The sequence below is a fragment of the Nisaea sp. genome (assembly GCF_965216895.1).
Lineage (GTDB): Bacteria > Pseudomonadota > Alphaproteobacteria > Thalassobaculales > Thalassobaculaceae > Nisaea.
Map to the genome: position 1 here is coordinate 2,914,028 of NZ_OZ244205.1, position 24,818 is coordinate 2,938,845.

A 24,818-nucleotide genomic window follows, 5' to 3' on the forward strand; every position below is an offset into this window, starting at 1 on the left:
CAGCGGTCCCCGCGGCATTACATGCGCTGGACCATCAGCTTCTTGATCTCGCCGATCGCCTTGGCCGGGTTCAGTCCCTTCGGGCAGGTCTTCGTGCAGTTCATGATGGTGTGGCAGCGGTAGAGCCGGAACGGATCCTCCAGCTGGTCCAGCCGCTCGCCCGTATATTCGTCGCGGCTGTCCGCAATCCAGCGATAGGCCTGCAGCAGAACGGCCGGGCCGAGATAGCGGTCGCCGTTCCACCAGTAGCTCGGGCAGGAGGTCGAGCAGCAGAAACACAGCACGCATTCCCAGAGACCGTCGAGCTTCTCGCGCTCCTCTGGGCTCTGGCGCCGCTCCTCGTCGACCGGCGGCAGCGGCGACTTGGTCTTCAGCCACGGTTCGATCGAGGCGAGCTGCGCGTAGGGCCGGGTCAGGTCGGGCACCAGATCCTTCACCACCGGCATGTGCGGCAGCGGGTAGATCTTCACGTCGTCCTTCACCTCGTCGATGCTCTTCAGGCAGGCCAGCGTGTTGGTGCCGTCAATGTTCATGGCGCAGGAGCCGCAGATACCCTCGCGGCAGGAGCGGCGGAAGGTGACCGTGGTGTCGACCTCGTTCTTGATCTTGATCAGCGCGTCCAGGACCATCGGGCCGCACTCGTCGAGGTCGATCTCGTAAGTATCGACCCGCGGATTCTGGCCGCTGTCCGGATCATAGCGATAGATCTTGAAGGCCTTGACCCGCTTCGCGCCTTCCGGCGCCTTGTGCGTGTTGCCGATCTTGACCTTCGAGTTCGCCGGCAAAGAAAATTCAGCCATCTCTCACTTCCGATCTTTTCTTTGTTCTCTCGCGATCAGTAGACGCGCGCCACCGGCGGCACGACCTCGACCTCGTTCGACAGCGTGTACATGTGCACGTCGCGATACATCACCTCGTGCTTGTACTTGTCGTCGAGCCACATGACCGTGTGCTTCATCCAGTTCTCGTCGTCGCGGTCCGGATGATCCTCATGGGCATGGGCGCCGCGGCTCTCGTGGCGCAGGTCCGCGGAGGTCAGCGTGATCACCGCCTGGGTCATCAGGTTTTCCAGTTCGAGGGCCTCGACCAGATCCGAGTTCCAGATCAGCGAGCGGTCGGCAATGCCGATATCCGGCAGCGCACCCGCCACGTCCTGGATCTTCTTCACGCCGTCCTGCATCAGGTCGGTGGTGCGGAACACCGCCGCGTGCTGCTGCATGGCACGCTGCATGTCGAGCCGGATCTCGGCGGTCCTGGTTCCGCCCTTGGCGTGACGCATCTTGTCGAGACGCGCGATGGCGAACTCACCCGCGTCGGACGGCAGCGGCTTGTGCGGCTCGCCCGGACGGACGGTTTCCTTCGCCCGGAAGGCAGCGGCGCGGCCGAACACGACGATGTCGAGCAGCGAATTGGTACCGAGACGGTTGGCGCCGTGCACGGAAACGCAGGCCGCCTCGCCGATCGCCATCAGGCCCGGGCAGACGCGATCCGGATCGTCCTTCGTCGGCGACAGCACCTCGCCGTGATAGTTCGTCGGAATGCCGCCCATGTTGTAGTGCACGGTCGGCAGCACCGGAATCGGCTCCTTGGTCACATCGACGCCGGCGAAGATCTTTGCCGTCTCCGAAATGCCCGGCAGGCGCAGTGCCAGCACGTCGGGATCGAGATGCTCGAGATGCAGGAAGATGTGATCCTTCTCGGGCCCGACGCCGCGGCCCTCGTTGATCTCGATGGTCATGGCGCGACTGACGACGTCGCGCGAGGCCAGGTCCTTGGCGGTCGGCGCATAGCGCTCCATGAAGCGCTCGCCCTCGGAGTTGGTCAGGTAACCGCCCTCGCCGCGCGCGCCCTCGGTGATCAGGCAGCCGGAGCCGTAGATCCCGGTCGGGTGGAACTGGACGAATTCCAGATCCTGCATCGGCAGACCCGCACGCACCACCATGCCGCCGCCGTCGCCGGTGCAGGTGTGAGCGGAGGTGCAGGAGAAGTAGGCGCGGCCGTAGCCGCCGGTCGCCAGCACCGTCTGATGGGCGCGGAAGCGGTGAATCTGACCGGTCGCGAGATCGATCGCCATCACCCCGCGGCAGGCACCCTCATCGTCCATGATCAGGTCTATGGCGAAATACTCGATATAGAACTCGGCATTGGCGCGCAGGCTCTGCTGGTAGAGCGTGTGCAGGATGGCGTGGCCGGTCCGGTCCGCCGCCGCGCAGGCGCGCTTCGCCATGCGCTTGCCGAAATCCAGCGTGTGGCCGCCGAACGGGCGCTGGTAGATCTTGCCTTCTTCCGTCCGCGAGAACGGCACGCCGAAATGCTCAAGCTCGATGATCGAGGGGATGGCGTTGCGGCACATATACTCGATCGCGTCCTGATCGCCCAGCCAGTCCGACCCCTTGACGGTGTCGTACATGTGGAATTTCCAGTTATCGCCCTCGCCCATATTGTTGAGCGCGGCACCGACGCCGCCCTGCGCGGCAACGGTATGGGAGCGGGTCGGAAAGACCTTGGTGATACAGGCCGTCTTCAGACCTTCCTGCGCCATGCCGAAGGTGGCGCGCAGGCCGGCCCCGCCGGCCCCCACGACGACAACGTCGTAGGTGTGGTCGATGATCTCGTAGGACTCCATGGAGTTCAGCCTCCGAACGCGAGTTTCAGCACCGCGAAGAGCGCGGCGATTGCAAGAAGGGCGGCGAGCAGCTTGACGCCGAGCAGCAGCGCGAGCTTTGCGCCTTCGTGATGAACGTAGTCCTCGATCACGACCTGCAAACCGAGGGCGGCGTGATAAAAGGTCGCGATAATCAGCGAGATCATCAGAACGGCGACAAGGGGCGAGCCGAGCCAGGCGGCGGTCTCTTCGTATCCCGCGCCGGCGAGCGAGATCAGGGACGCCACGAACCAAATGGTCAGCGGGATTAGCGCAATGGCCGTGATCCGCTGCATCCACCAGTGATGCATTCCGGCCTTGGCGCTGCCAAGGCCGCGCACACGACCGATCGGCGTACGCATGGAGTTGTCAGTCATAACCAGCCTCTCGTTAGAGTCTTTATTTTTGGCCCGGTCCCTTAGAGGACGCAGGCGAGCAGCCAGGCCAGAACGGTCAGCACCGCCGACGCGGCGATAACCAGCTTCGTACCCATTTCCGCCGTGGCGATTTCGAAGCCATGACCCGCATCCCAGAAGAGATGGCGGATGCCGTTGCAGAGGTGGAAGAAGAGGGCAAAGGAAAAGCCGAACAGGATCAGCAGGCCGATCCAGGACCCCATGATGCTCTGCACAAAATCGAAATAGCTCCCCCCGGTTGCGGTCGCCATCAGCCACCAGACGAGAAACAACGTTCCGATCCCGAGCGCGACACCCGTGGCGCGGTGCAAAATCGACGTAATCGCGGTGAGAGGCAGTCTGTAGATCTGAAGATGCGGGGAAAGAGGGCGATTGGAAACGCTCATAGCGCACCTTTCCTGAGGAACTTCATAAATGTGGCCGCACCATATTGCAGCGCGAACAAGACCTCAATTGATTTTGATCACGCGGCGCTGCTGTCCAGCCCTCCACACCGGCTTTCTTGCACGTTTATACACAGGCCGTGAAATTTATCCCGGCCGGTGCCTGAACTTCATGTGGACAAGCTGTGGATGAATACGAAAACCGCAAAAATATCGCGCAATTCCAGATAATTGGCGGCAAATTTTTCCACAACGACAAACAAAGAGCGCACCGAATTTTTGTTGATTATTTTGTATTTACTGTGAATAAGGATTTTTCTGCGAAATCATGAAGGTTTGGAATTTTTTTTATTGATTGAGGATCAAAAAAGAGCGATGGTTTTATTCAAGACATGGGAGCATTGTCCGCCTTTCCCCTGCTTCAGGGGTCGGCGGACGGGACGTCATCAGATATACCGGCGGAGTCCGTGCCAAGACAGTCGCATTGGTCACTATCGGCGTCTCCCTCCCCTGTCCGACGGGCCGCGTGTTTCTGACACGCGGCCCGTTCGTATCCGCCGCGCGGGCAGCGCGGCGCGGCGGCAAACCGCTGACTCACGCAAGCTTTTGAATCCGCGACGAAGTGGTAGATGGAATCAGCCGGTTCATCTGGTACGGTAGCGCCGCGCGCTTTCGAGAAACCAGCTGGATGCACCGACCCGTGATTGAAAAGGCCCGATCCACGCTTCTGCTGTTTTCCGCATTGACCGCACTGTTCGCGACGATCCTGCTCCAGCCGGGAGAAAGCCGGGCCGCCTGTACCGACCCGCCCGGCCCCGAAGTCGACTGGCGGGGCTGCAATTTCGACAATTATCCCCTCGCCGGCGTCAACCTCACGGGTGCGAACCTGAACGATGCGAGCTTCAACTGGGCGGACCTGACCGGCGCAACTCTCGACAGCGCCCGGGGCCGAGCCCGTTTCGGCCGGGCGAAAATGGCCGGCGCGACATTCCGGGATGCCCGGCTTCGCGGCGCGGATTTCAGTCAGGCTGTTCTCACCGACGCCGATTTCACCGGAGCGGACCTCGCCGATGTCCGCTTTCAGACCGCCAATCTGAAGGGCGCCATCCTGACCGGCGCCCGGATCCGAAATGCGGACTTTTTCCGCGCCAATCTGTCCGGCGCGACCTGGATCGACGGCAAGCGGGTCTGCGCCGAGGGATCGATCAGCTTCTGCCGCTAGCGGGCGGACGCGTCAGCCGTTCGACTCGCGAAACTCGATCATCTCGGCGAGCGCGATAACGCGCCGTGCGTTCTCCACATGCAGCGACTCTACCAGCTTGCCATTGACCAGAACCACGCCGCTGCCTTCGGCGTCCGCGGTAGCATGCGCGGCGATGATCTTGCGCGACCAGGCGATTTCCTCTCCGCTCGGGGCGAAGATCCGGTTTGCCGCGGCGAGGGTCTTTGGATGGATCAGCGTCTTGCCGTCGAATCCGAGCTCGAGCCCCTGCCGGCAGGACGCCTCGAAACCTTCCGCATCGTCGAGATCGAGATGAACCCCGTCGAGCACCGCGAGCCCGTAGGCCCGGGCGGCGAGGATGCAGAGCCCGAGACTGGTGACGAAAGGAAGCCGGTCACGCGTATGCAGCGCATGGAGATCCTTGGCGAGATCCGAGGTGCCGAGCACGAGACAGCCGAGGCGCGGGCTCGCGGCGGCGATCTCCTCGGCATGCAGCATCCCGAGCGGGGTTTCCATCATGCACCAGATCGAAAGACTGTCCGGTGCGCCGGCCGCCGACAAGGCCTCCTCGGCCTGCCAGATCTGATCGGCATGCTCGACCTTCGGCAGCAGCACCGCGTCGGCGCCCGTCCCAGCGGCAAAGGCCAGATCGTCCATGCCCCAGCGACTGTCGAGCCCGTTGGTGCGGATCACCAGCTCTCGGTCGCCGTAGCCGCCCTCGGAGAGCGCGGCGGCGATCGCCGCACGCGCCGCCTCTTTCTTGTCCGGCGAGACCGCATCCTCGAGATCCATGATCACGACGTCGGCCTCGAGGCTCCGGGCCTTCTCGAGCGCCCGCGCGTTCGAGCCCGGCATATAGAGCGCCGAGCGGCGCGGTCTGACGGATGCGGCCATGAATGGACCTCCTCTTGTTCCCCGCCCCCATCCTAGAGGATAGCGGGTGAAAACCAAGCGGCGCGAATGACTTGCCCCTTGACCCGGAGCGCCGCGCGCTTTCATCTGCGGAAGGTCCGAGCACGCGTTCCGGGGAAATCGCATGGCCATTCTGTCGATCCAGTCCAGGGTCTGTTACGGCTATGTCGGCAACAGCATCGCCGTTCCGGCGATCCAGGCCGCCGGGCTGGAGGTCTGGCCGCTGGATACCGTGTCCTTTTCGAATCATCCGGGTCACGGAAAGTTCCGGGGCCGGGTCCGCGAGGCGGCGGAACTGCGGGAAGAACTGGAGGGCCTTCGGGATCTCGGTGTCCTGACCGGGCTTTCCGCCGTGATCTCGGGATATCTCGGGCGGCCGGACACTGCCGATGTGGCCGCGGACGCGCTGGATGACGCTCGGGCGGCCCGCCCCGGCCTGCCTTACATCCTCGATCCGGTGATCGGGGATCACGGACGCCGGTTCGTCGCGGACGGGGTCGCCGAGGCGATCTGCGACAGGCTTCTGCCGCGCGCCGATATCGTCACGCCGAACCTGTTCGAACTCGGCATTCTGAGCGACCGGGAGATCGCTGCCGAACCGGCGGAAATCGCCGAAGCGGCCCGCGGCCTGATCGCGGCGCACGGACTGACGGCAATCGCCGTGACCGGGGTGGAACGCGCGGAGCGGATCGCCAACCTTCTGGTCACTGCGGAACATTGTCTCGAAGCCAGCTCCAGGCGGCTCGACCGCGGCTTCAACGGAACCGGAGATCTCTTCGCGGCGCTGCTTGCCGCCTGGTACGTGAAGTCGGGCGAGATCCGGACGGCCTTCGCCCGCGCCGCCGGCGGCCTGGAAATGGCAACGCGGGTGACGGAACGCGCGGACCGCCGGGAACTCCTGCTTCCGGAGATTCTCAGATACCTGAAGCGCTGTCGTCCGGCGTCTCTGGCAGATCTTTCCTAGGCGGGGCTTCCGGGGCTGCGCCTTGCCCCTGCGGCTTCGGATCGCCGGCCCCTGGATCGGCCGCATCCGGTTCGGCCTCCCGGCCGGCCGCCTCCCGCCTGGCAGCCTCCTCGGCCTGCGCGCGCACGAACAGGACTCCGATCTCCTGGTGGATCGTTTTCTTCAGGGCGTCGAGCAGCAGCAGGGCGGCCTCTGTCTGGGTCTGGGTGGAGACCTCGTAGGGACGGGTATCCTGGTAGATCAGCATCTTCACCCCGGCGATGAACTGCTGGTCGGGCGACAGTTTCAGCCCGCTCCCCTGCGGGTCGGCACCCGGTCCCGGCGGCGGGCCCGAAGGCGCGCCGGTCCGTTGCTGGGTGTCCGCCCGAGTCTGCGCCACATAGTCCATCGCATGCGCCCTCTGCTGCTGCAGCTGGAACTCAAGCCGTTCCTTCTGTTCACGAAACTGATCCAGGATCCGGTCGCGTTCCACGGCCGCGGCCGCAAGGGTGTTGAGCGCCCCCTGCAGGGCGCCGTCGGTCGCGGCCGCGACCTGGTCTCGAACCGGATCCGCCTGCCTGTCCTTTTCCTCGCCGCTCATCGCGCGCTCCGTCAGCCGTCCTGGAATGCCGCCGCCACCGCCTCCAACGCGCGCGCCTCGGCCTCGACCGCCGCCGCCTCGCTCATCACTCCCGGACCGGTCACTATTCCGGCCGGTTTCGGTCGGGTCTCAGCCTGCGCCGAGTCATCCTCCGGAACGTCGCCCGCGAGCGGGGCCTCCGGAGACTCCGCTTCGACCCCCGCGGCCATTTCCTCGACAGGGTCCGGCCCGGAGGATGTCTCCGGCTCCGGCATCCCTTCCGGTTCCGCCCCGCCGCCTGCGGCCAGGATCAGCTCTTCCTCGGTTATTTCCGCAGGTTCCGGATCAAGGCTCTCCTCGATCCGCTCGACGGCTTCCGTGATCTTGTCCTCGATGTAGTCCTCAACCCGGTCCCGCGCGCGCTGGCGCAGCGACCGTCTTGCGCTGGTCGGCTTCTTGGCCATCTCGGTCTCCTCGCGTCCGGAGGAAGCGGACATACCGGCAAGGCCGGCGCCGCGCTCGCCTCGTCCATGCGGACGTCTGGCGACAGCGAGATGTGAACGGAAACTCTGAAATGCTGACAAAAAAGGACCCCATAGCGGGGTCCCGGTCGGCTGGCCTTCGAAGGCCGGGCAAGAGGAAAGACGCATGCTAGCTGCCGCTCGGGAAACCGTCGACAACCGTTCCGGCGGCGCTTCCGACCGCCGAGAAATTTTTCTGCGCCTCGGTTACCGCCGTCTGAGCCGCGGTCAGGACCGGCGTGTACTGGGCGGCGGTCGCCGGATTCTCCACCATCTTCTTCAGCGCGACGCCGGTCGCGGCAGAGCTCATCGCCATGATATTGCGCAGATAGTCCGTCGAGTCCTGGACCGCGAAGGCGGCCGCCTGAGCAACCTTCTGATAGGCGATTGCCGAGCCGTTGCTGCCGGCGGCTCCGAGCACGGCGCCGTTGGACTGCGTGACCGCGTCGAGGATCTGGGAGTTCACGCCCGGACCCGAACCCGTGGTGGCGAGAACCGACGCGGCGGCGGGGGTCGCGCCACCGCCGGTGCCGCTGCCCGCCCCGGATGAGCCGGCGCCGCTTTCGGACGCCGCGGGCTCCCCTGTCCCCGCCTCGCCCGTCGTGGAGCCGCCGGACTCCGTTCCGCCCGCTCCGAATCCGGGTTCGTCGTCCGGCGTTGTGTCGTCCGTGCCAAACACACTGTCATCGGTCATCGTTCACTCTCCCCGAACCGCTCCCGGCGCGGTCTATTTCTTGTCAGCGCCCATGCCACCCTGCGAGGCGTCGAGAATGAGGCGGCAGGCGCTGGATGTGACGGCGTTTCCGATCTGCTGCAGACCGCCCTGGGCCTGCATCGCGTTCTGCATCGACAGCGAGATCGAGTGCGCCATCGACTGGTAGACCATGCCCATGGCCTGGGACGGCGCCTCGCCGACAACCTTGACGTTGGTCTGGGTTACGGCATCCGTGATCTGTGAATTGACGGGCGTATCATCTGCCATTGGTTCAGCCCCCGTGCACGACTCCTATTCATCCCGTTGCTGCGCCCGCCTATTTCAAGGCCGCCAGCGCAACCAGCAGCGTCATCAGCGTGTCGGAGGTGTCCGACTGGGCGAGCTTGCTGCTGGCTGTGGCGGCGGCCATGGAATTGACGCTGTAGATCTGCATCACGCCCTGATTCGTCGCCGCCTGGGCGCAGATCGCCGCCTGCTGCTGCTGCTGCACCGTGTTCTGGTAGAGGATCCCCGTCGAATGGGAGAGCGACTGGTAGATCGCGCCCATCGCGACCGACGGAGCCGAGCCGAGAGTCTGGACGTTGCTCTGCGTAATGGAATCCGTGACCTGCCCGTTCACCGGTGTCGGTATGGCCATATCCTTGCTCCTTCATGAGCGGCGGCTTTGCGACCGCCGGCGTGGGTCGAAGAACCGGCCAGCGGCCGGTCCGGCTTACTGAAGACGGTGTTTCCGTCGTCTCGTGAACTGTTTTTCGCCCGCTTCATTGGCTCGCCAGCTCGACGATGAGGGCGCAGATCGAGGAGGTCGCCGTGTTCGCGACCTGCTGCATCCCGCCCTGGGTGGAGGTGGCGTTCTCCATCGCGAGGCCGGTCGCGTGCGACAGGGCCTGAAAGGACAGGCCGACCGCCTCCGCGGGAGCCTCGCCGAGGACCTTGACGTTGGCCTGGGTCACCGCGTCGGTGATCTGGCTGTTGACCGACTCTGCCATGGCTCGCTACCTCCGGGACCGCCGGATCATTTCACCAAAGAGTGCAATGCCGCCTCGCCCGCCGAAGCCAGCGTCTTGCGCCGGTCCATCTCGTTCAGCGTGTCGAGGACCTTGTTCATCATCGCCTCCTGGGACGCTTCCGCGGAGCGCCGGTCGATGCTGAGCAGCCGGTCGACGCAGGCGACCAGGGACGAGGTCCCGACGACGGAGTTCTGCTGCTGGTGCGACACCATGTTGGCGTAGAGCACGCTCGTCGCTTCCGCGAGGGAGGTGTAGAGCGGCAGCGCCGAGCTCGCCGGCGAGACACCGAGAGCCATCGTGTTGCTCTGTGTGACCGAGTCGGTCACCTGATCGTTGACGGAGGTTCGTTCCGGCATGTCACTCTCCTCATGGCACCTTGCGCGTGCGGGGGAAGGGGGGAGGCGGTCGCCCGCTCGCGCCGCCTCCGCTCACTCCGGGCCTTCGGCCTCAGGAAACCGGCGCGGAGGCCGCTTTCAGGGAGGACAGGAGTGCCAGCATATTGTTGGGCACGTCGCTGTTGCCGATCTTCGAGGTCGCCGCCGCCCCGGCCATGGTGTCCACGCTGTAAATCTGGATCACACCCTGGTTGGTCGAGGCCTGGGCCGCGATCTGCAGCTGCTGCTGCGAACTCACGGCGTTCTCGTAGAGGATGCCGGTGGAATGGGCGAGCGACTGGAAAATCGCCCCCATGCTCATTGCCGGCGCATCTCCCAGGACCTTCACATTGGCCTGGGTGACGGAGTCGGTGATCATGCCGTTGACCGGTGTATTGTCTGCCATTGCTTCACTCCATTCGCCGCAGGGGCAGACATCCGGGCACCGGCAGTGGACATGCGCTCGTACAATGGAACCACACTCCCCATTGCCGCGGGCTTGCTACCGGGTGCGCTGGTGCGTCCGATCCTCTCGGCTGGTTGGGATTTCCGCACCCCGGGCCTATCCGTGACGGACCGGTCCCGGGTGCGAGGTTTCAGCGATCGACGCGGCCTTAGCCGACCGGCGCGTTGCTCGTCGCCTTCAGAGCGGTCAGCAGCGACAGCATGTTGTTCGGCACGTCGCTGTTGCCGATCTTCGAGGTCGCGACCGCGTCGGCCATGGTGTCGATGCTGTAGATCTGGATCACGCCCTGGTTGGTCGCGGCCTGTGCAGCGATACCGAGCTGCTGCTGCGAGCTCACGGCGTTCTCATAGAGAATACCCGTGGAATGCGCGAGCGACTGATAGATCGCCCCCATGGCCATCGCCGGAGAGTCGCCCAGAACCTTCACGTTGGCCTGGGTGACGGAGTCGGTGATCTGGCCGTTGACCGGAGTTGGGATTGCCATCTCTGTCTCCTCAATACTGCTGGTTTCAGGACCGTCCGCCCCGTCTCGCCTTGCTCTCAACCGGGCGCGAACACATCAAGGACGCGCCACCCGGAAAAGGTGTGAACAAGAAATCTCAGGTTGGACCCGCACCGTTCCGGCGCAGCCGTTCGCGGGCCAGCTGGACGCGCTTGCGGGCGGTGCAACTGGGAATACAGAGACGCTCGGCGATCTCCTTATAGGACAGCCCCTCGAGGAACCGGAGGATCAGCGGGACGCGCAGCAACTCCGGCAGTTCGTCTAGCGCGGCCTGCAGCGTCCGCATGGCCTCGCCTGTCTCCGCAATCTCTTCCGGCGTCGGCTCGGGCGCCGGGACCGAGGGAATATCGTCGCCGTCCGCCATCGCCATGACCTCGTCGGTCCAACGCTTCTGGCGCGCCCGGGCGCGATAGAAATCAATGCAGGAATTATGCACGAGGCGCGACAACCAGGCGCGTTGATTGTCGATGCCCGCGCCGCCACCCTCGGCGAAATGCGAGGAGGCCCGGACCAAGGCGTTTCCAAGGGCATCCTCGGCATCAGCCATGTTTCCCGACATCAGGCGCATGCATTGTCTGAGAAGCTGATGCTGATGCGCCGACCAGAGGTCCCAGAAATCTTCGGGGGGCAGCGGGGGCGCCGTGGCGGGTGCCGATTCGGCCGGGGGCGGCGACGCCACCTCTCGCACCGAAAATGGCTGGGAAAGCCCGCCGGCCGAACGCGCGATGATGTCGACCGCGCTGCGCGTCGCCTCTGCGAAGAGGTCGCCGGACAGGCCCGCTCCCGGCCCAGTCCGGCCATTGCCGCTGTCCTGGTTACCAGTCCCCACGTGAAGCCCCGACACGTTGAAAGTGTTCTGTGCTCGGTATGCGACGGGCTGAGTATTTTTTTACTCATTCCGTCGCATAGGGGACGAAAACCGGATCAGAGTCGTGAACGTAATGGTTGCAGAAAAGAAAATGAAAACGGCCGGGACATGCCCGGCCGTCTCGCTGGACCACTCGCCCGGATGAGGGTATCAGGCGGCCTTTTCGAGGTGGTTCTTCACCAGAGTCTCGGCGATCTGCACCGCATTGAGGGCCGCGCCCTTGCGCAGGTTGTCGGAGACGCACCAGAAGATGAGGCCGTTCGTCACCGTCGGGTCCTTGCGGATGCGGCTGACATAGACCGCGTCCTCACCGGCGCATTCGTGCGGCGTGACATAACCCTCGTCGGCTCGGTGATCGACCACGACGAGCCCCGGGAAGTCCTGCATCACCGCCCGGGCCTCCTCGACACTGAGCGGCTTCTCGGTCTCGATGAACACGGCCTCGGCATGGCCGATGAAGACCGGCACACGGACGCACATGGCCACCAGCTCGATGGACGGATCAAGAATCTTCTTGGTCTCGCCGGTCATCTTCCACTCTTCCTTCGTGGCACCGTCATCCATGAACTTGTCGATATGCGGGATGACGTTGAAGGCGATCTGCTTGGTGAACTGCTGGTTCTCCACCGGATCGTTTACATAGATCGCACGGGTCTGGGTGAAGAGCTCGTCCATGCCCTCCTTGCCCGCGCCGGAAACCGACTGGTAGGTCGAAACGACAACCCGCTTGATCTTGGCAAGGTCGTGCAACGGCTTCAGCGCCACCACAAGCTGGGCGGTCGAACAGTTCGGATTGGCGATGATGTTGCGCTTGCCGTAGCGCGACACGGCCTGTGCGTTCACTTCCGGCACGACCAGCGGCACGTCCGGATCCATCCGGAAATGAGAGCTGTTGTCGATCGCGACACAACCGGCGGCGGCGGCGACCGGCGCGTATTTCTCCGAGATCGAACCGCCCGCGGAGAACAGCGCGATGTCGGTGCCCTTAAAATCGTAGGTCGCCAGATCCTGGACCTTGAGTGTCTTGTCCTCTCCATAGGAGACTTCGGTGCCCGCCGATTTCTCGGACGCCAGCGCGACGACTTCGGTCGCCGGAAAATCGCGCTCGGCGAGAGTTGTCAACATCTCACGACCAACGGCGCCCGTCGCGCCGACTACGGCAACTTTGTAGCCCATGGTTCTGGTCCATTCCTTTTGTTGTTGAAGTCCCTAAACGACTTCGGCGGGAGACTTACGCCCCCCGCCGGCTTAATTCAAGAAATGCTGGTTGGGAGGGGCTATCCCGATACGAGTTTGTCCAGCTCTTTGAGCAGGCTGTCGGTCATCACGGTCGTCGACACACGCGCCTTGCCGTCCTGCATGATATCTGCGGTCCGCAGCCCGGATTTCAAGACGTTCTGAATCGCCAGTTCCAGCATGTCCGCTTCTTCGCCCATGTCGAAGGAGTACCGCAACGCCATGGCGAAACTAAGCATCTCAGCGATCGGATTGGCAATTCCTTTGCCGGCGATGTCCGGCGCGGAACCGTGCACCGGCTCGTAGAGCGCGTGGCGTTTGCCGGTCACCTCGTCGACGGCGCCGAGCGAGGCCGAGGGCAGCATGCCGAGAGAGCCGGTCAGCATCGCGGCACAGTCGGAGAGAATGTCGCCAAAGAGGTTGTCTGTGACGATCACGTCGAACTGCTTCGGATTGCGGACCAGCTGCATCGCGCAATTGTCGGCATACATATGGTCGAGCGTGACGCCTTCGCCCTCGGCCTTGTGCAGGTTGGTCATGACCTCGCGCCAGAGCACGCCGGACATCATGACGTTGGCCTTCTCGACCGAGGTCACCCGGCCGTCGCGCTTGCGGGCGAGGTCAAAGGCGACCCGGCCGATACGCTCGATTTCCGGGGTCGTGTAGACCTGGGTGTCGTAGCCTTTCTTGGTGCCGTCCGGCAGGTCGTCGATGCCGCGCGGCTGGCCGAAATAGACGCCGCCGGTGAGTTCGCGCAGGATCATGATGTCGAGACCCGACACCAGGTCGCGCTTCAGCGAGGAGGCATCCGCCATCGCGTCGAACACCATCGCCGGCCGCAGGTTTGCGAAGAGATCCATCTCCTTGCGCAGGCGCAGCAATCCGCGTTCCGGCTTCACCTCGAACGGCAGGTCGTCATATTTCGGACCGCCGACGGCGCCGAACAGCACCGCGTCCGAATCCACCGCGTCGGCCAGCGTCTCGTCGGTCAGCGGCGTGCCGTGCTTGTCGTATGCGGCGCCGCCAACGAGGCCTTCCTGAAGGTCGAAACTGACGGACCGCTTCTTCGCCATCCAGTCGACGACACGGAGCACTTCCTTGACGACTTCGGGACCGATCCCGTCGCCGCCGAGTACAAGCATTTTACGATTGGAGGCCATGAACTCTGCTTACCCTAGTGTGACCGGCCTTCGTACGGGCCGGATATTGCGTGCTTCTTATAAAGAGCCCGGCACCCTTGGGAAACCCCCGAGCGCCGGATCGGTTCCGTCAGCCGGCGAAGTGGCCCGTCAGGACGCGGCCAGCCAGGGGCGCTCCGCCTTTTCCTTGTCCTCGAACTTGTCGATCGCGCTGCCCTTTTCCATCGTCAGCCCGATATCGTCCAGACCGTTGAGCAGGCAATGCTTGCGGAATTCGTCGACCTCGAAAGCGATCTTCTCGCCGTTCGGACGGCCAATCTCCTGGTTCTCCAGGTCGATCTCAAGCACCGCGTTGGAGCCCTTCTCGGCATCGTCCATCAACTCGTCCAGCTGCTCCTGGGTCACCTTGATCGGCAGGATCCCGTTCTTGAAGCAATTGTTGAAGAAGATATCCGCAAAGCTGGTGGAGATGACGCAGCGGATGCCGAAATCGAGCAGCGCCCAGGGCGCGTGCTCACGCGAGGAGCCGCAGCCGAAATTATCGCCCGCGACAATGACCTGCGCCTTGCGGTAGGCCGGCTTGTTCAGCACGAAATCCGGGTTCTCGCTACCGTCGTCATTGTAGCGCATCTCGGCGAAGGCATGCTTGCCGAGACCCGACCGCTTGATCGTCTTCAGATAGTTCTTTGGAATGATCATGTCGGTATCGACATTGATGATGTTCATCGGCGCCGCGACACCGGAGAGCTTGGTGAATTTATCCATTATCTCTCTCCTCCCTCAGTTCAGCAGTTCGCGGACGTCGGTCAGGTGGCCGGCCACCGCGGCGGCGGCGGCCATCGCCGGACTCACCAGGTGAGTCCGTCCGCCACGACCCTGCCGGCCTTCAAAGTTCCGGTTCGAGGTCGAGGCGCAGCGCTCGCCCGGCTCCAGCCGGTCGGCATTCATGGCAAGGCACATGGAGCAGCCCGGCTCACGCCATTCGCAGCCCGCTTCGAGGAAGATCTTGTCCAGACCCTCTTCCTCGGCCTGCTCCTTCACCAGGCCGGAGCCCGGCACGATGATCGCGTTGACATTCTCGGCGATCTTGCGGCCCTTCAGAACGCCGGCGGCGATGCGCAGGTCCTCGAGGCGGCCGTTGGTGCAGGAGCCGATGAAGATCTTGTCGATCTTCACCTCGTTGATCGGCATGCCGGCCGTCAGGCCCATATATTCGAGCGAGCGGGCGATCTTCGCCTTCCGGACCGGATCGGACATCTGTTCCGGATCCGGAATGTTCGCGGTGATCGGGACGACCTCTTCCGGGTTCGTGCCCCAGGTCACCTGCGGCACGATCTCGGACGCGTCCAGCTCGACCTCGGTGTCGTAGACCGCGCCCTCGTCGGACGGCAGGGTCTTCCAGTAGGCAACGGCCTGCTCCCATGCGCCCGCTTTCGGCGCGAAGGGGCGGCCCTTGAGATACTCGAACGTGGTCTCGTCCGGCGCGATCAGGCCGGCGCGGGCGCCCGCCTCGATCGACATGTTGCAGATCGTCATCCGCGCTTCCATGGAAAGCCCGCGAACCGCTTCGCCGGCAAACTCGATCACGTGGCCGGTGCCGCCGGCCGTGCCGATCTTGCCGATGATGGCAAGCACGATATCCTTGGAGTTCACGCCCTTGGGCAGCTCACCCTTGACGGTGATGCGCATGTTCTTCGCCGGGCTCTGCACCAGCGTCTGAGTGGCGAGCACATGCTCGACCTCCGAGGTGCCGATGCCGAAGGCGAGCGCGCCGAAGGCGCCGTGGGTCGAGGTGTGGCTGTCGCCGCAGACGATCGTCGTTCCCGGCAGGGTGAAGCCCTGTTCCGGGCCGATGATGTGCACGATGCCGCGGCGCGTGTCCTTCATGTCGAAATACGGCACGCCGAAATCGGAAACGTTCTGCTCCAGGGTCGCGACCTGGATCCGCGACTCCTCGTCGGTAATGCCCTTGTCGAGGTCCTTGGTCGGAACGTTGTGATCGGCGACCGCGAGGGTGAAGTCCGGGCGGCGCACCTTGCGGCCGGCATTCCGGAGCCCTTCGAAGGCCTGCGGACTGGTGACTTCATGCACCAGGTGACGGTCGATATAAATGAGACAGGTCCCATCGTCCTGAACGTCGACCAGATGATCCTGCCAGATCTTATCGAACAGCGTACGCGGCTTGGACATCGCTGCTATGCTTCCTCTCATCTTGAGCGCCGTTTCAGATCGGCCACGATATGGGTCGACCGCTCTTTTTCTTAGGGCGCGACATATCTCTCGTCCCGAGACGGGCCCGGAGCATAACGAGTCGATCCTGCGGAAAAAAGCTGAATCTTGCGGGGAAACCGGGGTTTTCCGAAAATAACGAACCGATAAAGGCCAAATGCGAATGGATCTGAACTTGATTGCTTCCACATTGGAAGGGTTTGGCCTCTGGAAACTTCTTTTGGCTGCGGGAACGGTCGTGCTGGCGGGGCTGGTCCGTGGCTTCTCGGGCTTCGGCGCGGCGATGATCTCCATTCCGCTGCTGAGCCTGCTGTTCGGCCCGCAGGCCGCGCTCGCAGCCCTCACGACCATGGAACTGCCGGCACAGATCCAGCTGCTGCGCATGTCGCGCCGGGACGCGGACTGGAAGCAGGCGGCCCCGATGGCGCTTGGCGGCATCTTCGCCCTGCCGCTCGGCACCTGGATCCTGGTCAGCGTGGACCAGGATCAGCTGCGTCAGGCGATCTCGGTCATCGTTCTGCTGCTTGTGGCGCTGCTCGCCAGCGGATACCGGCATACCGTTCCGCGCCGCCTCGGACTGGACATCGCGGTCGGCGGCGTCGCCGGGTTCCTGAACGGATCGACCGGGCTCGGCGGGCCGCCGATCATCTTCTACCTGCTCTCCGGACCCTATGCGCCGACCGCGGTGCGCGCCAACATCACCGCCTTCTTCCAGATCGGCTTCGTCTTCGTGGTGGCGAGCTATGTCTGGTTCGGCGTGCTCACGCCCGAACGGATGCTGCTCGGCGCGCTCATGGCGCCGTTCTACATGGCCGGAATCTGGGGCGGCGGGAAGCTGTTCTATCTGGCGAGCGAGCGAACCTTCCGGCGCATCGCCTATCTCCTGCTCTCGGTGATCGGCGCCGGCACGCTGTTCGGATAGGGCAGAAAGAAAACGGGAGCGCCAAGGCGCTCCCGCTCAAACTCTGAATGCGCTTGAAGCTTACGCTCCGGCGGCGCTCGCCTTGCTGCGGTTGGTCACCTTCTCGGCGATACGCGCCGCTTTGCCGCGACGGCCGCGCAGGTAGTAAAGCTTCGCCCGGCGAACCTTGCCGCGGCGGGTCACCTCGATGCTGTCGAGGCGCGGGGAGTAGAGCGGAAACACACGCTCGACGCCTTCGCCGTAGGAGATCTTGCGGACGGTGAAGGAAGAGTTCAGCCCGTCGTTCTTGCGCGCGATGCAGACACCTTCATAGGCCTGGACACGCTCGCGGGTGCCTTCGACGACCCGGACATTGACCTTCACGGTGTCGCCCGGACCGAATTCCGGAACCGGGCGCTCTGCAACGAGCTTGTCAAGCTGCTCTTTTTCGAGCTGTTGTACGATGTTCATTCTTCTTCTCCAAATCATGCCGGTGGCGACCGATCCAACCAGGGGACCGGTGAATACCGGCGCTCGAAACACACGCAGCTCATGACCTGCCCGACCACCGGGCCGCAGAGGAGCGGCATGCCGCACTGCAAGAGCGAAGACTGGACAGCCGCGCCGTCCGCTCCGCTCACTTCTTCGACCCGCGATAGCGTTCCCAGAGGTCCGGGCGCCGCTCGCGCGTGATCTCTTCCGACCGTTCCCGGCGCCAGGATGAAATCCTGGCGTGGTGGCCGGACAACAACACCTCGGGAACGGACAATCCGTTCCATTCCCGCGGCTGCGTATAGAGGGGATACTCCAGCAGCCCCTCCTCGAAACTCTCCTCGTCCAGCGTCGCCGCCGTTCCGAGCACGCCCGGCAGCAGACGGATGCAGGCATCCAGCAGCGCCAGGGCCGGGATCTCGCCGCCCGAAAGCACGAAATCCCCGAGACTGACCTCACACAGGCCGCGGGCGTCGATCACCCGCTGGTCCAGTCCCTCGTATCGTCCGCAGAGCAGCACCACACCGGGGCCATCCGCAAGCTCCCGCGCCATCGCCTGGTCGAACCGGGCGCCGCGCGGGCTCAAATAAATTCGGCGGCCCGGAACGTCCTCGACGGCGGCCAGGGCCGCGTCGACCACATCGGGCCGCATCACCATTCCGGAACCGCCCCCGAAAGGGGTATCGTCCACGGAGCGGTGCTTATCGCGCGCAAAATCCCTGATGTCCAGCGTTTTCAGGGTCCAAAGGCCCGCCTGACGGGCCTTTTCGGCGATCGAGTGACCGAGCGGCCCCGGGAACATCTCCGGGAACAGGCCGAGAACCGTCGCCTGCCAGGGTGCGGCCGTGTCAGCCATGGTCCGCTTCGGCCCTGCGATCCGCGTCCGACGTCTCGTCCAGAAGCCCCGCCGGCGGATCGACCCGCAGCCATCCGGCCTCGATGTCGATTTCCGGAACCGAGTCCCCGTCGAACGGCACGAGCACTGTCTTGCGGCTCTCCGGCAGACGAATCTCCAGCAGATCTCCGGCGCCGAAATTCTGCACCGCGACCACCGTGCCGAGAGTCTCCCCCGCGACCAGGTCCGCCCTGAGGCCGATCAGATCCGCATGGTAGAACTCATCGGCATCCGCCTCGGGCAGCCGGTCCCGGTCGATCAGAAGCTCGGTGCCCTTCAGGGCTTCCGCCGCGTTCCGGTCGCCGATCCCGGCAATGCGCACCAGGAGCACGCCCTTCGCCTGGCCGGTCACCTCGAGCTTGTAGCTCTTACCGGTTTCATCCTTCAGCGGACCGTAGGCGGCGATGTCTTCCGGCTGCTCGGTGAAACTCTTCACCCGGAGCAGACCGCGCACGCCGTGGACGCCGACGATGACGCCGAGAGTGACCGGCTCGGCCATCGCAGCCTAGCCCTCGGACTTCTCTTCCTCGGCCGGGGCTTCCTCAGCCGGAGCGGCGGCGGCTTCGGCAGCAGCGGCAGCCTCGGCGGCAGCGGCTTCGGCGGCCTCGGCAGCCTTCGCGGCCTCTTCCTCTTCACGCTCCTGGCGCTTGCGGCCCGGGGCGGACTTCTTCGGCTGCTCGCGGTACTCGAACTTGCCCATCAGGTCGATGGCGGCCAGCATCTTGTGCACCCGGTCGGTCGGCTTCGCGCCAACGGAGATCCAGTGCTTGATCCGGTCTTCCTTGATCACCAGACGGTCCTGGTGGTCCTTCGGCAGCATCGGATTGTAGGTGCCAAGCTTCTCGATGAAGAGGCCGTCCCGCGGGGACGTGCCCTCGGCGACGACGATGCGGTAGAACGGGCGCTTCTTGGCGCCGCCGCGCGACAGACGAATACGAAGGGACATGGGTTTCTTCCTTTCAGTAAGGCTCTTAGCTTTTCAGTCGTGTTCGATTACTTCTTGCCGGGGAAACCGGGCGGCAGCATGCCTCCCGGGAGCTTCGGCATGCCTTTGCCAGAGAGGCCGGGCGGAAGCTGGCCGGCGCCGGGCATGCCGGGCATGCCTCCACCGCCGCCGCCGAGCAGAGCCCCGAGGCCCTTCATGCCGCCCTTCTTGCCAATCTGTTTCATGACCCGGGTCATGTCCTGATGCTGCTTCAGGAGCTTGTTCACCTCCTGGACGCTGGTGCCCGACCCGGCCGCGATGCGGCGCCGGCGCGAGGCGTTCATCAGTTTTGCGTTCTTCCGCTCCGCCCTGGTCATGGAGAGGATGATCGCTTCCTGCTTCTTGATGACGTTTTCGTCCATGTTGGCGCCGGCCATCTGCTTCTGCAGCTTGCCAATGCCCGGAAGCATGGACATCACGCCTCCGAGCCCGCCCATCTTCTTTACCTGGCGGAGCTGCGAGAGCATGTCCTCGAGGTCGAACGAGCCTTTCTGCATCTTCTTGGCGATGCGCTCGGCTTCCTCGACCTCGATGGTCTCCGCGGCCTTCTCGACCAGGCTGACCACGTCGCCCATGCCGAGGATCCGGCCGGCGACACGCTCCGGGTGGAAATCCTCCAATGCGTCGGCCCGCTCACCGACGCCGACGCCCTTGATCGGCACGCCGGTGACCGCGCGCATGGAAAGCGCCGCGCCGCCGCGCGCATCGCCGTCCATCCGGGTCAGCACGATGCCGGTCAGCCCGACCCGTTCGTGGAAATTGCGCGCCGTCGTAACAGCGTCCTGGCCGGTCATCGCGTCGGCGACCAGGATGGTTTCGACCGGATTCACCGCATCGCGGACCTGGATCACCTCACCCATCATCGACTCGTCGATGGAGAGCCGGCCGGCGGTATCGAGCATGACCACGTCGAAGCCCTGCAGCTTGCCGGCGGCCATCGCCCGTTTCGCAATCGAAACGGGCGTTTCGTTTTCGGCGATCGGCAGGGTCGCGACCTCGATCTGCTCGCCCAGCACGCGGAGCTGTTCGCGCGCCGCCGGCCGGTAGATGTCGAGCGAGGCCATCAGAACCTTCTTGCGATCACGCTCCTTCAGACGCTTCGCGAGCTTGGCGGTGCTCGTGGTCTTGCCGCCGCCCTGCAGGCCGACCATCAGGATCGGCACCGGCGGAACGGCGTTGAGGTTGATCCCCGCGGCCTCGGTGCCAAGCATTTCCACGAGATTGTCGTGGACGATCTTGATCACCTGCTGACCCGGCGAGACCGACTTGATGACTTCCTGGCCGACCGCGCGCTCGCGCACCTTGTCGATGAAGTCCTTCACCACCGGCAGCGCCACGTCGGCCTCGAGCAGGGCCACGCGCACTTCCCGCAGCGCAGCCGTCACGTCGGCTTCTTTCAGCGCGCCGCGTTTCTTCAGGCGATCGAAAACGTCGCCAAGCCGGTTCTGAAGACTGTCGAACATGCGTCCGTTAACTCCAATTCATCCCGGTTTGCCAGTCAGACGAAAACCCAAAGCAGTTGCGCGCCCGTGCTCGAACACTCGAGGACGGACGGAACCCGTGAAGGTCTCAGCAGACTGGTTTTTGCCGAGAGCGCCGGAACATATGGGCGCCGCGCGCGCGAGTCAAGCGTTCCCGCCGGTCTCCGAACGGTCCGTCGCTTTTGCCTTAGCATAAGGCCATGTGGTCGCTAGTCTGCCCATCCGCAACCCGATTGCGGAATTCAGACCCGCCGACAGCCTGTCCCGGAGACCATTGATGAGACTCGAAAGCCTGAAGACCTTCATTGTCGGCAACCCGCCGCCCGGTTTCGGCGGACGCTATTTCCTTTTCGTGAAGCTGCGCACCGCCTGCGGCATCGAGGGCGTCGGCGAGGTCTATGCCGCCACCTTCAGACCGAAGGTCGTGGCGGCGATGGTGGAGGACGTGTTCGCGCGCTATCTCGAGGGAAACGACCCGCACCATGTCGAGCGCTTCTGGCGCCGCGCCCACGGCTCCGGCTTCACCCAGCGCCCCGACCCCTCCATGATGGGCGTCGTCAGCGGGCTGGAGATGGCCTGCTGGGACATCATCGGGAAGGCGGCGGGCAAGCCGGTCTACGAGCTGCTCGGCGGCATGGTGAACGAGCGCCTGCGCACCTACACCTATCTCTATCCCCGCCCCGAGGACGACCCGGCCACCTTCTACAACAGCCCGGAGAAGAGCGCGGAGGCGGCCGCCGCCTGCGTTGCCGAGGGATTCACCGCAGTGAAGTTCGATCCCGCCGGCCCCTATACCGCCTTCGGCGGGCACCAGCCGGACATGGAGATCCTCGACCGCTCCGAGGCCTTCTGCCGGTTGATCCGCGAGGCGGTCGGCGGCAAGGCGGACATGCTCTTCGGCACCCACGGCCAGTTCACCGCCGCCGGCGCAAAACGCCTCGCACGCAGGCTGGAGCCCTACGATCCGCTCTGGTTCGAGGAGCCCACCCCGCCGGACATGCCGGAGGAAATGGCGAAGGTGGCCGCGGCGACCTCGATCCCGGTCGCGACCGGCGAACGGCTGACCACCAAGTGGGAATTCCGCCGCGTGCTGGAGACCGGCGCCGCCGCGATCCTGCAGATGAATATGGGCCGGGTCGGGGGCATCCTCGAAGGCAAGAAGATCGCCGGCATGGCCGAGGCCTTCTACGCCCAGGTCGCGCCGCATCTCTATTGCGGCCCGGTGGTCGGCGCCGCCAACGTCCAGCTCGCCGCCTCGATCCCGAATTTCCTGGTGCTGGAGAGCATCCGCAAATGGGACGGCTTCCATGCCGAGATCCTGAAGAGCCCGATGCGCTGGGAGGACGGCTATGTCATCCCGCCGAGCGCACCCGGCCTCGGGGTCGAGCTGAACGAAGAGGTCGCGCTGGCGCATCCCTATGAGGGCGACCAGCTGCATCTGCAGATGAGCCAGGATCCGTTCGAGGTTGCGGGAGAGCCGTTCGCGGGGGGATAGGACCAACAGCTACGTCGTCCCAATTATCAAACGAACGATTTCTGGGACGGCAAACGCCATGACGACCAATAGCCCAAACAACAAGACTGTCCGCCGTCGGTATTTTGAGAGTAGGGCCGCATATTTTTGGGCGTTTCTCGTGGTAGCGAATGGCCATGGGGTCGAATAGAGGGAAAAGAGGCCGATGTATCCGCCGTTTTTTGCATGCAGGTTGTTAAACCGCTTCCGCAGCCGGTAGACCTTGGCTTCACGAGACACACAGACCGCAATAGCGCATATGAGAAGCGCTAGCGTGATCGTTCTGAGAAACGCATCCATTCAGCGTGTTTCATCGCTTGCCAAAGTCACTTACCCAGCAATCCCATCAAACGCATGCCGGTCCATGCCGGCATTGACGCCCGCCTCGACCAGCCCGGCCCAGGTGCCGGGATCGACCGGGATGCCGTTCGCCTTGCGGTCCGCCGAGGTTTCCCGCTCCGGCTCGCCGGCGACGCGGATCTTGTCCGTGCCTTCCGCCGGGCGCGCGCTGGTGACATAGGCGAGCATCGAGTCGATCAGGTCGCCGAACGGAATGTCCTTGCCGAAGCCCTTCGGGTCGATGATGACCGTCAGCATGGAGTTGCAGATCGTGTTGCGCTCCTGGTGCTTCGGATCGGTCACCGGTCCGCCGAGCAGGGCGGCACCGAGGATCTCGCCGAGCATGGCAAGGCCGTAGCCCTTGTGCTCGCCGAAGGCCTGCAGGGCGCCGGTCGGCTCCTCGTACATCACCGCCGCCTCGCGGGTCGGCCGGCCGTTGTGATCGATCAGCGCGCCCTCGACCACTTCCTTGCCGGCATTGTAGGCAACCCGCACCTTGCCGAGCGCGACCCGGCTGGTGGCCATGTCGAGCACGAACATAGGGTTCCTGTCGGTTGCCGGAACGGCCGTGCAGTAGGGATTGGTCGAATAGCGCGCCTCGGCCCCGCCCCAGGGAGCGACGAGCGGACGGTGGCCGACCACGTTGACGAAATGGATCGAGATGAAGCCTGCCTCGGCGCACATCTCGCCCCAGGCGCCGATGCGGCCGAGATGGTGCGAGTTGCGCAGGCCGACAATCGCGGCGCCGGCGGTGCGCGCCCGGTCGATGCCGAGCTCCATCGCCTCGATGCCGGTGACCTGCCCGTAAGCCATGTTGCCGTCGAGCAGCAGATAGACCCCGTTGTCGGAGACGAGGCTGACATGACCGTTCACGGTCAGCGAGCCCGCGCGCGCATGGTCCATGTATTGCGCGACCAGGCCGATGCCGTGGCTGTCATGCCCGAGGCAGTTGGCCTCGACCAGATTGCGCGCGACCTTGCCTGCTTCCTCCGGGTTGCTCCCCGCCCGGCCGATCATCTCCGCGACCAGCTTCTCGAGCGCGTCATGCGCGACCGTAATCATGTTCCACTCCCTCGACTTGATCTTTCGGAGCACACGGTAGCGGGCACTGTCGCTTATTGGAATTGCCGGATGCAGCCGATATATATGCCGCCATGAGACAGATCGCGTTCCTCAAGATGAACGGCCTCGGCAACGACTTCGTCGTGCTGGACGGCCGGCTCCCAGGCCCCGCCCTCGACGAGCGGGATTACCGCGCCGTAGGCGACCGGCGGCGCGGCGTCGGCTATGACCAGTTCCTCACCATCGAGGCGCCGAAGAACGACGGCGACGCCTTCATGCGGATCCACAATCCGGACGGCAGCGAGGCCGGCGCCTGCGGCAACGGCACGCGCTGCGTCGCCGACCTGGTGATGGCGGAGCTCGGAAAAGATCGAATCGGTCTCGAAACCATTGCCGGCACGCTGATCTGCGAGCGCCTGGAGGACGGGCGGGTCCGGGTCGATATGGGCCCGGCACGGCTGGAGGCGGCGGAGATCCCGCTCGCGGAGAGTGTCGACACACTGAATGTCGAGATCCCGGGCAATCCCTACGGTCCCGCCTGCTGCGTGAATATGGGCAACCCGCACGCGGTGATCTTCGTCGAGGATGCGGACGCGATCCCGCTTTCCGAGATCGGTCCGAAGCTGGAAACCAGCCCGCTCTTTCCCGACCGGGCAAATATCGAGTTCGCCACCGTGCGCGGCGCGGCGGATATCCGCATGCGGGTCTGGGAGCGCGGCGCCGGCATCACCGAGGCCTGCGGCTCCGGCGCCTGCGCGGTGCTGGTGGCGGCGGCGCGCCGCGGCCTGACCGGCCGGAAGGCGGATGTGGAACTCGACGGCGGGACCCTCACCATCGAATGGCGCGAGGACGGCCACGTGCTGATGACCGGCCCGGTGGCGCTCAGCTTCAGTGGCACGCTCGACCTCGACGCGCTTTCCTGAGGCAGCCGACCATGCGGCGCGCGCATGGCACCCGGCCGCCCGCAACGCTTGCAATTCGGGCCGTTTC

General features: G+C 64.6%; 30 protein-coding genes. 5 read left to right on the plus strand and 25 right to left on the minus strand.

Annotated elements, in window-relative coordinates; genetic code table 11:
- Positions 1-17: 17 nt before the first annotated feature.
- From ACOOE1_RS14055 to sdhC, 4 genes are read right to left on the minus strand one after another with little or no spacing between them, the layout of a single operon-like run.
- Positions 18-800: a succinate dehydrogenase iron-sulfur subunit gene (locus ACOOE1_RS14055; protein WP_420402825.1), complete on the minus strand. Its 783-nt coding sequence runs from the start codon at positions 798-800 to the stop codon at positions 18-20.
- A 35-nt stretch (positions 801-835) separates the two neighbouring features.
- Complete coding sequence (gene sdhA / locus ACOOE1_RS14060; RefSeq protein WP_420402826.1) at positions 836-2,626, minus strand: succinate dehydrogenase flavoprotein subunit; 1,791 nt, start codon at positions 2,624-2,626, stop codon at positions 836-838.
- Between the two features lie 5 nt (positions 2,627-2,631).
- A complete protein-coding gene (gene sdhD, locus ACOOE1_RS14065; protein WP_420402827.1) occupies positions 2,632-3,021 on the minus strand; it encodes a succinate dehydrogenase, hydrophobic membrane anchor protein in 390 nt (129 codons plus the stop codon).
- A 41-nt stretch (positions 3,022-3,062) separates the two neighbouring features.
- Positions 3,063-3,446, minus strand: coding sequence for a succinate dehydrogenase, cytochrome b556 subunit (sdhC, locus tag ACOOE1_RS14070; protein WP_420402828.1), 384 nt, complete (start codon positions 3,444-3,446; stop codon positions 3,063-3,065).
- A gap of 697 nt (positions 3,447-4,143) precedes the next feature.
- Here sdhC and ACOOE1_RS14075 point away from each other — a divergent pair.
- Positions 4,144-4,665, plus strand: coding sequence for a pentapeptide repeat-containing protein (locus ACOOE1_RS14075; RefSeq protein WP_420402829.1), 522 nt, complete (start codon positions 4,144-4,146; stop codon positions 4,663-4,665).
- A gap of 12 nt (positions 4,666-4,677) precedes the next feature.
- Here ACOOE1_RS14075 and ACOOE1_RS14080 read toward each other — a convergent pair whose 3' ends face one another.
- Entirely contained in the window at positions 4,678-5,559 is an 882-nt protein-coding gene (locus ACOOE1_RS14080; RefSeq protein WP_420402830.1) for an HpcH/HpaI aldolase/citrate lyase family protein, read from the minus strand.
- A gap of 142 nt (positions 5,560-5,701) precedes the next feature.
- On the opposite strand from ACOOE1_RS14080, the gene pdxY reads away from it, so the two are divergent.
- A complete protein-coding gene (gene pdxY / locus ACOOE1_RS14085) occupies positions 5,702-6,541 on the plus strand; it encodes a pyridoxal kinase (protein ID WP_420402831.1) in 840 nt (279 codons plus the stop codon).
- On the opposite strand, the gene ACOOE1_RS14090 is transcribed toward pdxY, so the two are convergent.
- The 14 genes from ACOOE1_RS14090 to leuC all read right to left on the minus strand — a co-directional run bounded on the left by ACOOE1_RS14090 (position 6,492) and on the right by leuC (position 16,121).
- Positions 6,492-7,121 (minus strand): hypothetical protein, encoded by a 630-nt coding sequence (locus ACOOE1_RS14090; protein ID WP_420402832.1) that lies wholly within the window; start codon positions 7,119-7,121, stop codon positions 6,492-6,494. The two genes, pdxY and ACOOE1_RS14090, sit on opposite strands and share 50 nt — an antisense overlap.
- Before the next feature lie 11 nt (positions 7,122-7,132).
- Positions 7,133-7,564 carry a hypothetical protein gene (locus ACOOE1_RS14095; protein ID WP_420402833.1) on the minus strand — a complete coding sequence of 144 codons (432 nt, stop codon included), beginning with the start codon at positions 7,562-7,564 and terminating at the stop codon, positions 7,133-7,135.
- A gap of 187 nt (positions 7,565-7,751) precedes the next feature.
- The gene (locus tag ACOOE1_RS14100; protein WP_420402834.1) at positions 7,752-8,315 is read right to left on the minus strand and encodes a RebB family R body protein; all 564 of its coding nucleotides are present in this window, start codon (positions 8,313-8,315) and stop codon (positions 7,752-7,754) included.
- Between the two features lie 33 nt (positions 8,316-8,348).
- Positions 8,349-8,603, minus strand: coding sequence for a RebB family R body protein (locus ACOOE1_RS14105; RefSeq protein WP_420402835.1), 255 nt, complete (start codon positions 8,601-8,603; stop codon positions 8,349-8,351).
- A gap of 49 nt (positions 8,604-8,652) precedes the next feature.
- Positions 8,653-8,973 carry a RebB family R body protein gene (locus ACOOE1_RS14110; protein ID WP_420402836.1) on the minus strand — a complete coding sequence of 107 codons (321 nt, stop codon included), beginning with the start codon at positions 8,971-8,973 and terminating at the stop codon, positions 8,653-8,655.
- Between the two features lie 124 nt (positions 8,974-9,097).
- Positions 9,098-9,325 (minus strand): RebB family R body protein, encoded by a 228-nt coding sequence (locus ACOOE1_RS14115; RefSeq protein WP_420402837.1) that lies wholly within the window; start codon positions 9,323-9,325, stop codon positions 9,098-9,100.
- 26 nt (positions 9,326-9,351) lie between these two features.
- The gene (locus ACOOE1_RS14120) at positions 9,352-9,702 is read right to left on the minus strand and encodes a RebB family R body protein (protein WP_420402838.1); all 351 of its coding nucleotides are present in this window, start codon (positions 9,700-9,702) and stop codon (positions 9,352-9,354) included.
- Positions 9,703-9,793: 91 nt separating this feature from the next.
- A complete protein-coding gene (locus ACOOE1_RS14125; protein ID WP_420402839.1) occupies positions 9,794-10,126 on the minus strand; it encodes a RebB family R body protein in 333 nt (110 codons plus the stop codon).
- Positions 10,127-10,334: 208 nt separating this feature from the next.
- Positions 10,335-10,670 carry a RebB family R body protein gene (locus ACOOE1_RS14130; RefSeq protein ID WP_420402840.1) on the minus strand — a complete coding sequence of 112 codons (336 nt, stop codon included), beginning with the start codon at positions 10,668-10,670 and terminating at the stop codon, positions 10,335-10,337.
- A gap of 115 nt (positions 10,671-10,785) precedes the next feature.
- Complete coding sequence (locus ACOOE1_RS14135) at positions 10,786-11,517, minus strand: RNA polymerase sigma factor (RefSeq protein ID WP_420402841.1); 732 nt, start codon at positions 11,515-11,517, stop codon at positions 10,786-10,788.
- Between the two features lie 189 nt (positions 11,518-11,706).
- Positions 11,707-12,732: an aspartate-semialdehyde dehydrogenase gene (locus tag ACOOE1_RS14140; protein WP_420402842.1), complete on the minus strand. Its 1,026-nt coding sequence runs from the start codon at positions 12,730-12,732 to the stop codon at positions 11,707-11,709.
- A 101-nt stretch (positions 12,733-12,833) separates the two neighbouring features.
- Complete coding sequence (gene leuB / locus ACOOE1_RS14145) at positions 12,834-13,952, minus strand: 3-isopropylmalate dehydrogenase (protein WP_420402843.1); 1,119 nt, start codon at positions 13,950-13,952, stop codon at positions 12,834-12,836.
- A 129-nt stretch (positions 13,953-14,081) separates the two neighbouring features.
- Positions 14,082-14,696, minus strand: coding sequence for a 3-isopropylmalate dehydratase small subunit (gene leuD / locus ACOOE1_RS14150; protein ID WP_420402844.1), 615 nt, complete (start codon positions 14,694-14,696; stop codon positions 14,082-14,084).
- Positions 14,697-14,711: 15 nt separating this feature from the next.
- A complete protein-coding gene (gene leuC, locus ACOOE1_RS14155) occupies positions 14,712-16,121 on the minus strand; it encodes a 3-isopropylmalate dehydratase large subunit (protein WP_420402845.1) in 1,410 nt (469 codons plus the stop codon).
- 259 nt (positions 16,122-16,380) lie between these two features.
- Between leuC and ACOOE1_RS14160 the strand changes: the two genes are divergently transcribed.
- The gene (locus ACOOE1_RS14160) at positions 16,381-17,082 is read left to right on the plus strand and encodes a sulfite exporter TauE/SafE family protein (RefSeq protein WP_420402846.1); all 702 of its coding nucleotides are present in this window, start codon (positions 16,381-16,383) and stop codon (positions 17,080-17,082) included.
- Between the two features lie 60 nt (positions 17,083-17,142).
- Here ACOOE1_RS14160 and rplS read toward each other — a convergent pair whose 3' ends face one another.
- The 5 genes from rplS to ffh form a co-directional block, all read right to left on the minus strand.
- Entirely contained in the window at positions 17,143-17,532 is a 390-nt protein-coding gene (gene rplS / locus ACOOE1_RS14165) for a 50S ribosomal protein L19 (protein WP_420402847.1), read from the minus strand.
- A 166-nt stretch (positions 17,533-17,698) separates the two neighbouring features.
- Positions 17,699-18,409: a tRNA (guanosine(37)-N1)-methyltransferase TrmD gene (gene trmD / locus ACOOE1_RS14170; RefSeq protein WP_420402848.1), complete on the minus strand. Its 711-nt coding sequence runs from the start codon at positions 18,407-18,409 to the stop codon at positions 17,699-17,701.
- Positions 18,402-18,947, minus strand: coding sequence for a ribosome maturation factor RimM (rimM, locus tag ACOOE1_RS14175; RefSeq protein ID WP_420402849.1), 546 nt, complete (start codon positions 18,945-18,947; stop codon positions 18,402-18,404). Before rimM ends, trmD begins: the two co-directional genes overlap by 8 nt.
- A 6-nt stretch (positions 18,948-18,953) precedes the next feature.
- Positions 18,954-19,394 carry a 30S ribosomal protein S16 gene (rpsP, locus tag ACOOE1_RS14180; RefSeq protein WP_420402850.1) on the minus strand — a complete coding sequence of 147 codons (441 nt, stop codon included), beginning with the start codon at positions 19,392-19,394 and terminating at the stop codon, positions 18,954-18,956.
- Positions 19,395-19,441: 47 nt separating this feature from the next.
- Complete coding sequence (gene ffh, locus ACOOE1_RS14185) at positions 19,442-20,896, minus strand: signal recognition particle protein (RefSeq protein ID WP_420402851.1); 1,455 nt, start codon at positions 20,894-20,896, stop codon at positions 19,442-19,444.
- Positions 20,897-21,191: 295 nt separating this feature from the next.
- Here ffh and ACOOE1_RS14190 point away from each other — a divergent pair, with 295 nt between their 5' ends.
- A complete protein-coding gene (locus ACOOE1_RS14190) occupies positions 21,192-22,409 on the plus strand; it encodes a mandelate racemase/muconate lactonizing enzyme family protein (RefSeq protein ID WP_420402852.1) in 1,218 nt (405 codons plus the stop codon).
- A 348-nt stretch (positions 22,410-22,757) separates the two neighbouring features.
- Here the strand turns inward: ACOOE1_RS14190 and ACOOE1_RS14195 are convergent, their stop codons facing one another.
- Positions 22,758-23,828, minus strand: a complete 1,071-nt coding sequence (locus ACOOE1_RS14195) for a malate/lactate/ureidoglycolate dehydrogenase (protein WP_420402853.1) — start codon at positions 23,826-23,828, stop codon at positions 22,758-22,760.
- A gap of 92 nt (positions 23,829-23,920) precedes the next feature.
- Here ACOOE1_RS14195 and dapF point away from each other — a divergent pair, with 92 nt between their 5' ends.
- Positions 23,921-24,751 carry a diaminopimelate epimerase gene (gene dapF, locus ACOOE1_RS14200; protein WP_420402854.1) on the plus strand — a complete coding sequence of 277 codons (831 nt, stop codon included), beginning with the start codon at positions 23,921-23,923 and terminating at the stop codon, positions 24,749-24,751.
- Positions 24,752-24,818 lie beyond the last annotated feature (67 nt).

Bases quoted from the DNA above. Each gene is read 5' to 3' on its own strand.
- ACOOE1_RS14055 (WP_420402825.1), bottom strand. From the start codon at position 800: ATGGCTGAATTTTCTTTGCCGGCGAACTCGAAGGTCAAGATCGGCAAC.
- sdhA (WP_420402826.1), bottom strand. From the start codon at position 2,626: ATGGAGTCCTACGAGATCATCGACCACACCTACGACGTTGTCGTCGTG.
- sdhD (WP_420402827.1), bottom strand. From the start codon at position 3,021: ATGACTGACAACTCCATGCGTACGCCGATCGGTCGTGTGCGCGGCCTT.
- sdhC (WP_420402828.1), bottom strand. From the start codon at position 3,446: ATGAGCGTTTCCAATCGCCCTCTTTCCCCGCATCTTCAGATCTACAGA.
- ACOOE1_RS14080 (WP_420402830.1), bottom strand. From the start codon at position 5,559: ATGGCCGCATCCGTCAGACCGCGCCGCTCGGCGCTCTATATGCCGGGC.
- pdxY (WP_420402831.1), top strand. From the start codon at position 5,702: ATGGCCATTCTGTCGATCCAGTCCAGGGTCTGTTACGGCTATGTCGGC.
- ACOOE1_RS14090 (WP_420402832.1), bottom strand. From the start codon at position 7,121: ATGAGCGGCGAGGAAAAGGACAGGCAGGCGGATCCGGTTCGAGACCAG.
- ACOOE1_RS14095 (WP_420402833.1), bottom strand. From the start codon at position 7,564: ATGGCCAAGAAGCCGACCAGCGCAAGACGGTCGCTGCGCCAGCGCGCG.
- ACOOE1_RS14100 (WP_420402834.1), bottom strand. From the start codon at position 8,315: ATGACCGATGACAGTGTGTTTGGCACGGACGACACAACGCCGGACGAC.
- ACOOE1_RS14105 (WP_420402835.1), bottom strand. From the start codon at position 8,603: ATGGCAGATGATACGCCCGTCAATTCACAGATCACGGATGCCGTAACC.
- ACOOE1_RS14110 (WP_420402836.1), bottom strand. From the start codon at position 8,973: ATGGCCATACCGACACCGGTGAACGGGCAGGTCACGGATTCCATTACG.
- ACOOE1_RS14115 (WP_420402837.1), bottom strand. From the start codon at position 9,325: ATGGCAGAGTCGGTCAACAGCCAGATCACCGACGCGGTGACCCAGGCC.
- ACOOE1_RS14120 (WP_420402838.1), bottom strand. From the start codon at position 9,702: ATGCCGGAACGAACCTCCGTCAACGATCAGGTGACCGACTCGGTCACA.
- ACOOE1_RS14125 (WP_420402839.1), bottom strand. From the start codon at position 10,126: ATGGCAGACAATACACCGGTCAACGGCATGATCACCGACTCCGTCACC.
- ACOOE1_RS14130 (WP_420402840.1), bottom strand. From the start codon at position 10,670: ATGGCAATCCCAACTCCGGTCAACGGCCAGATCACCGACTCCGTCACC.
- ACOOE1_RS14140 (WP_420402842.1), bottom strand. From the start codon at position 12,732: ATGGGCTACAAAGTTGCCGTAGTCGGCGCGACGGGCGCCGTTGGTCGT.
- leuB (WP_420402843.1), bottom strand. From the start codon at position 13,952: ATGGCCTCCAATCGTAAAATGCTTGTACTCGGCGGCGACGGGATCGGT.
- leuD (WP_420402844.1), bottom strand. From the start codon at position 14,696: ATGGATAAATTCACCAAGCTCTCCGGTGTCGCGGCGCCGATGAACATC.
- leuC (WP_420402845.1), bottom strand. From the start codon at position 16,121: ATGTCCAAGCCGCGTACGCTGTTCGATAAGATCTGGCAGGATCATCTG.
- rplS (WP_420402847.1), bottom strand. From the start codon at position 17,532: ATGAACATCGTACAACAGCTCGAAAAAGAGCAGCTTGACAAGCTCGTT.
- trmD (WP_420402848.1), bottom strand. From the start codon at position 18,409: ATGGCTGACACGGCCGCACCCTGGCAGGCGACGGTTCTCGGCCTGTTC.
- rimM (WP_420402849.1), bottom strand. From the start codon at position 18,947: ATGGCCGAGCCGGTCACTCTCGGCGTCATCGTCGGCGTCCACGGCGTG.
- rpsP (WP_420402850.1), bottom strand. From the start codon at position 19,394: ATGTCCCTTCGTATTCGTCTGTCGCGCGGCGGCGCCAAGAAGCGCCCG.
- ffh (WP_420402851.1), bottom strand. From the start codon at position 20,896: ATGTTCGACAGTCTTCAGAACCGGCTTGGCGACGTTTTCGATCGCCTG.
- ACOOE1_RS14190 (WP_420402852.1), top strand. From the start codon at position 21,192: ATGAGACTCGAAAGCCTGAAGACCTTCATTGTCGGCAACCCGCCGCCC.
- ACOOE1_RS14195 (WP_420402853.1), bottom strand. From the start codon at position 23,828: ATGATTACGGTCGCGCATGACGCGCTCGAGAAGCTGGTCGCGGAGATG.
- dapF (WP_420402854.1), top strand. From the start codon at position 23,921: ATGAGACAGATCGCGTTCCTCAAGATGAACGGCCTCGGCAACGACTTC.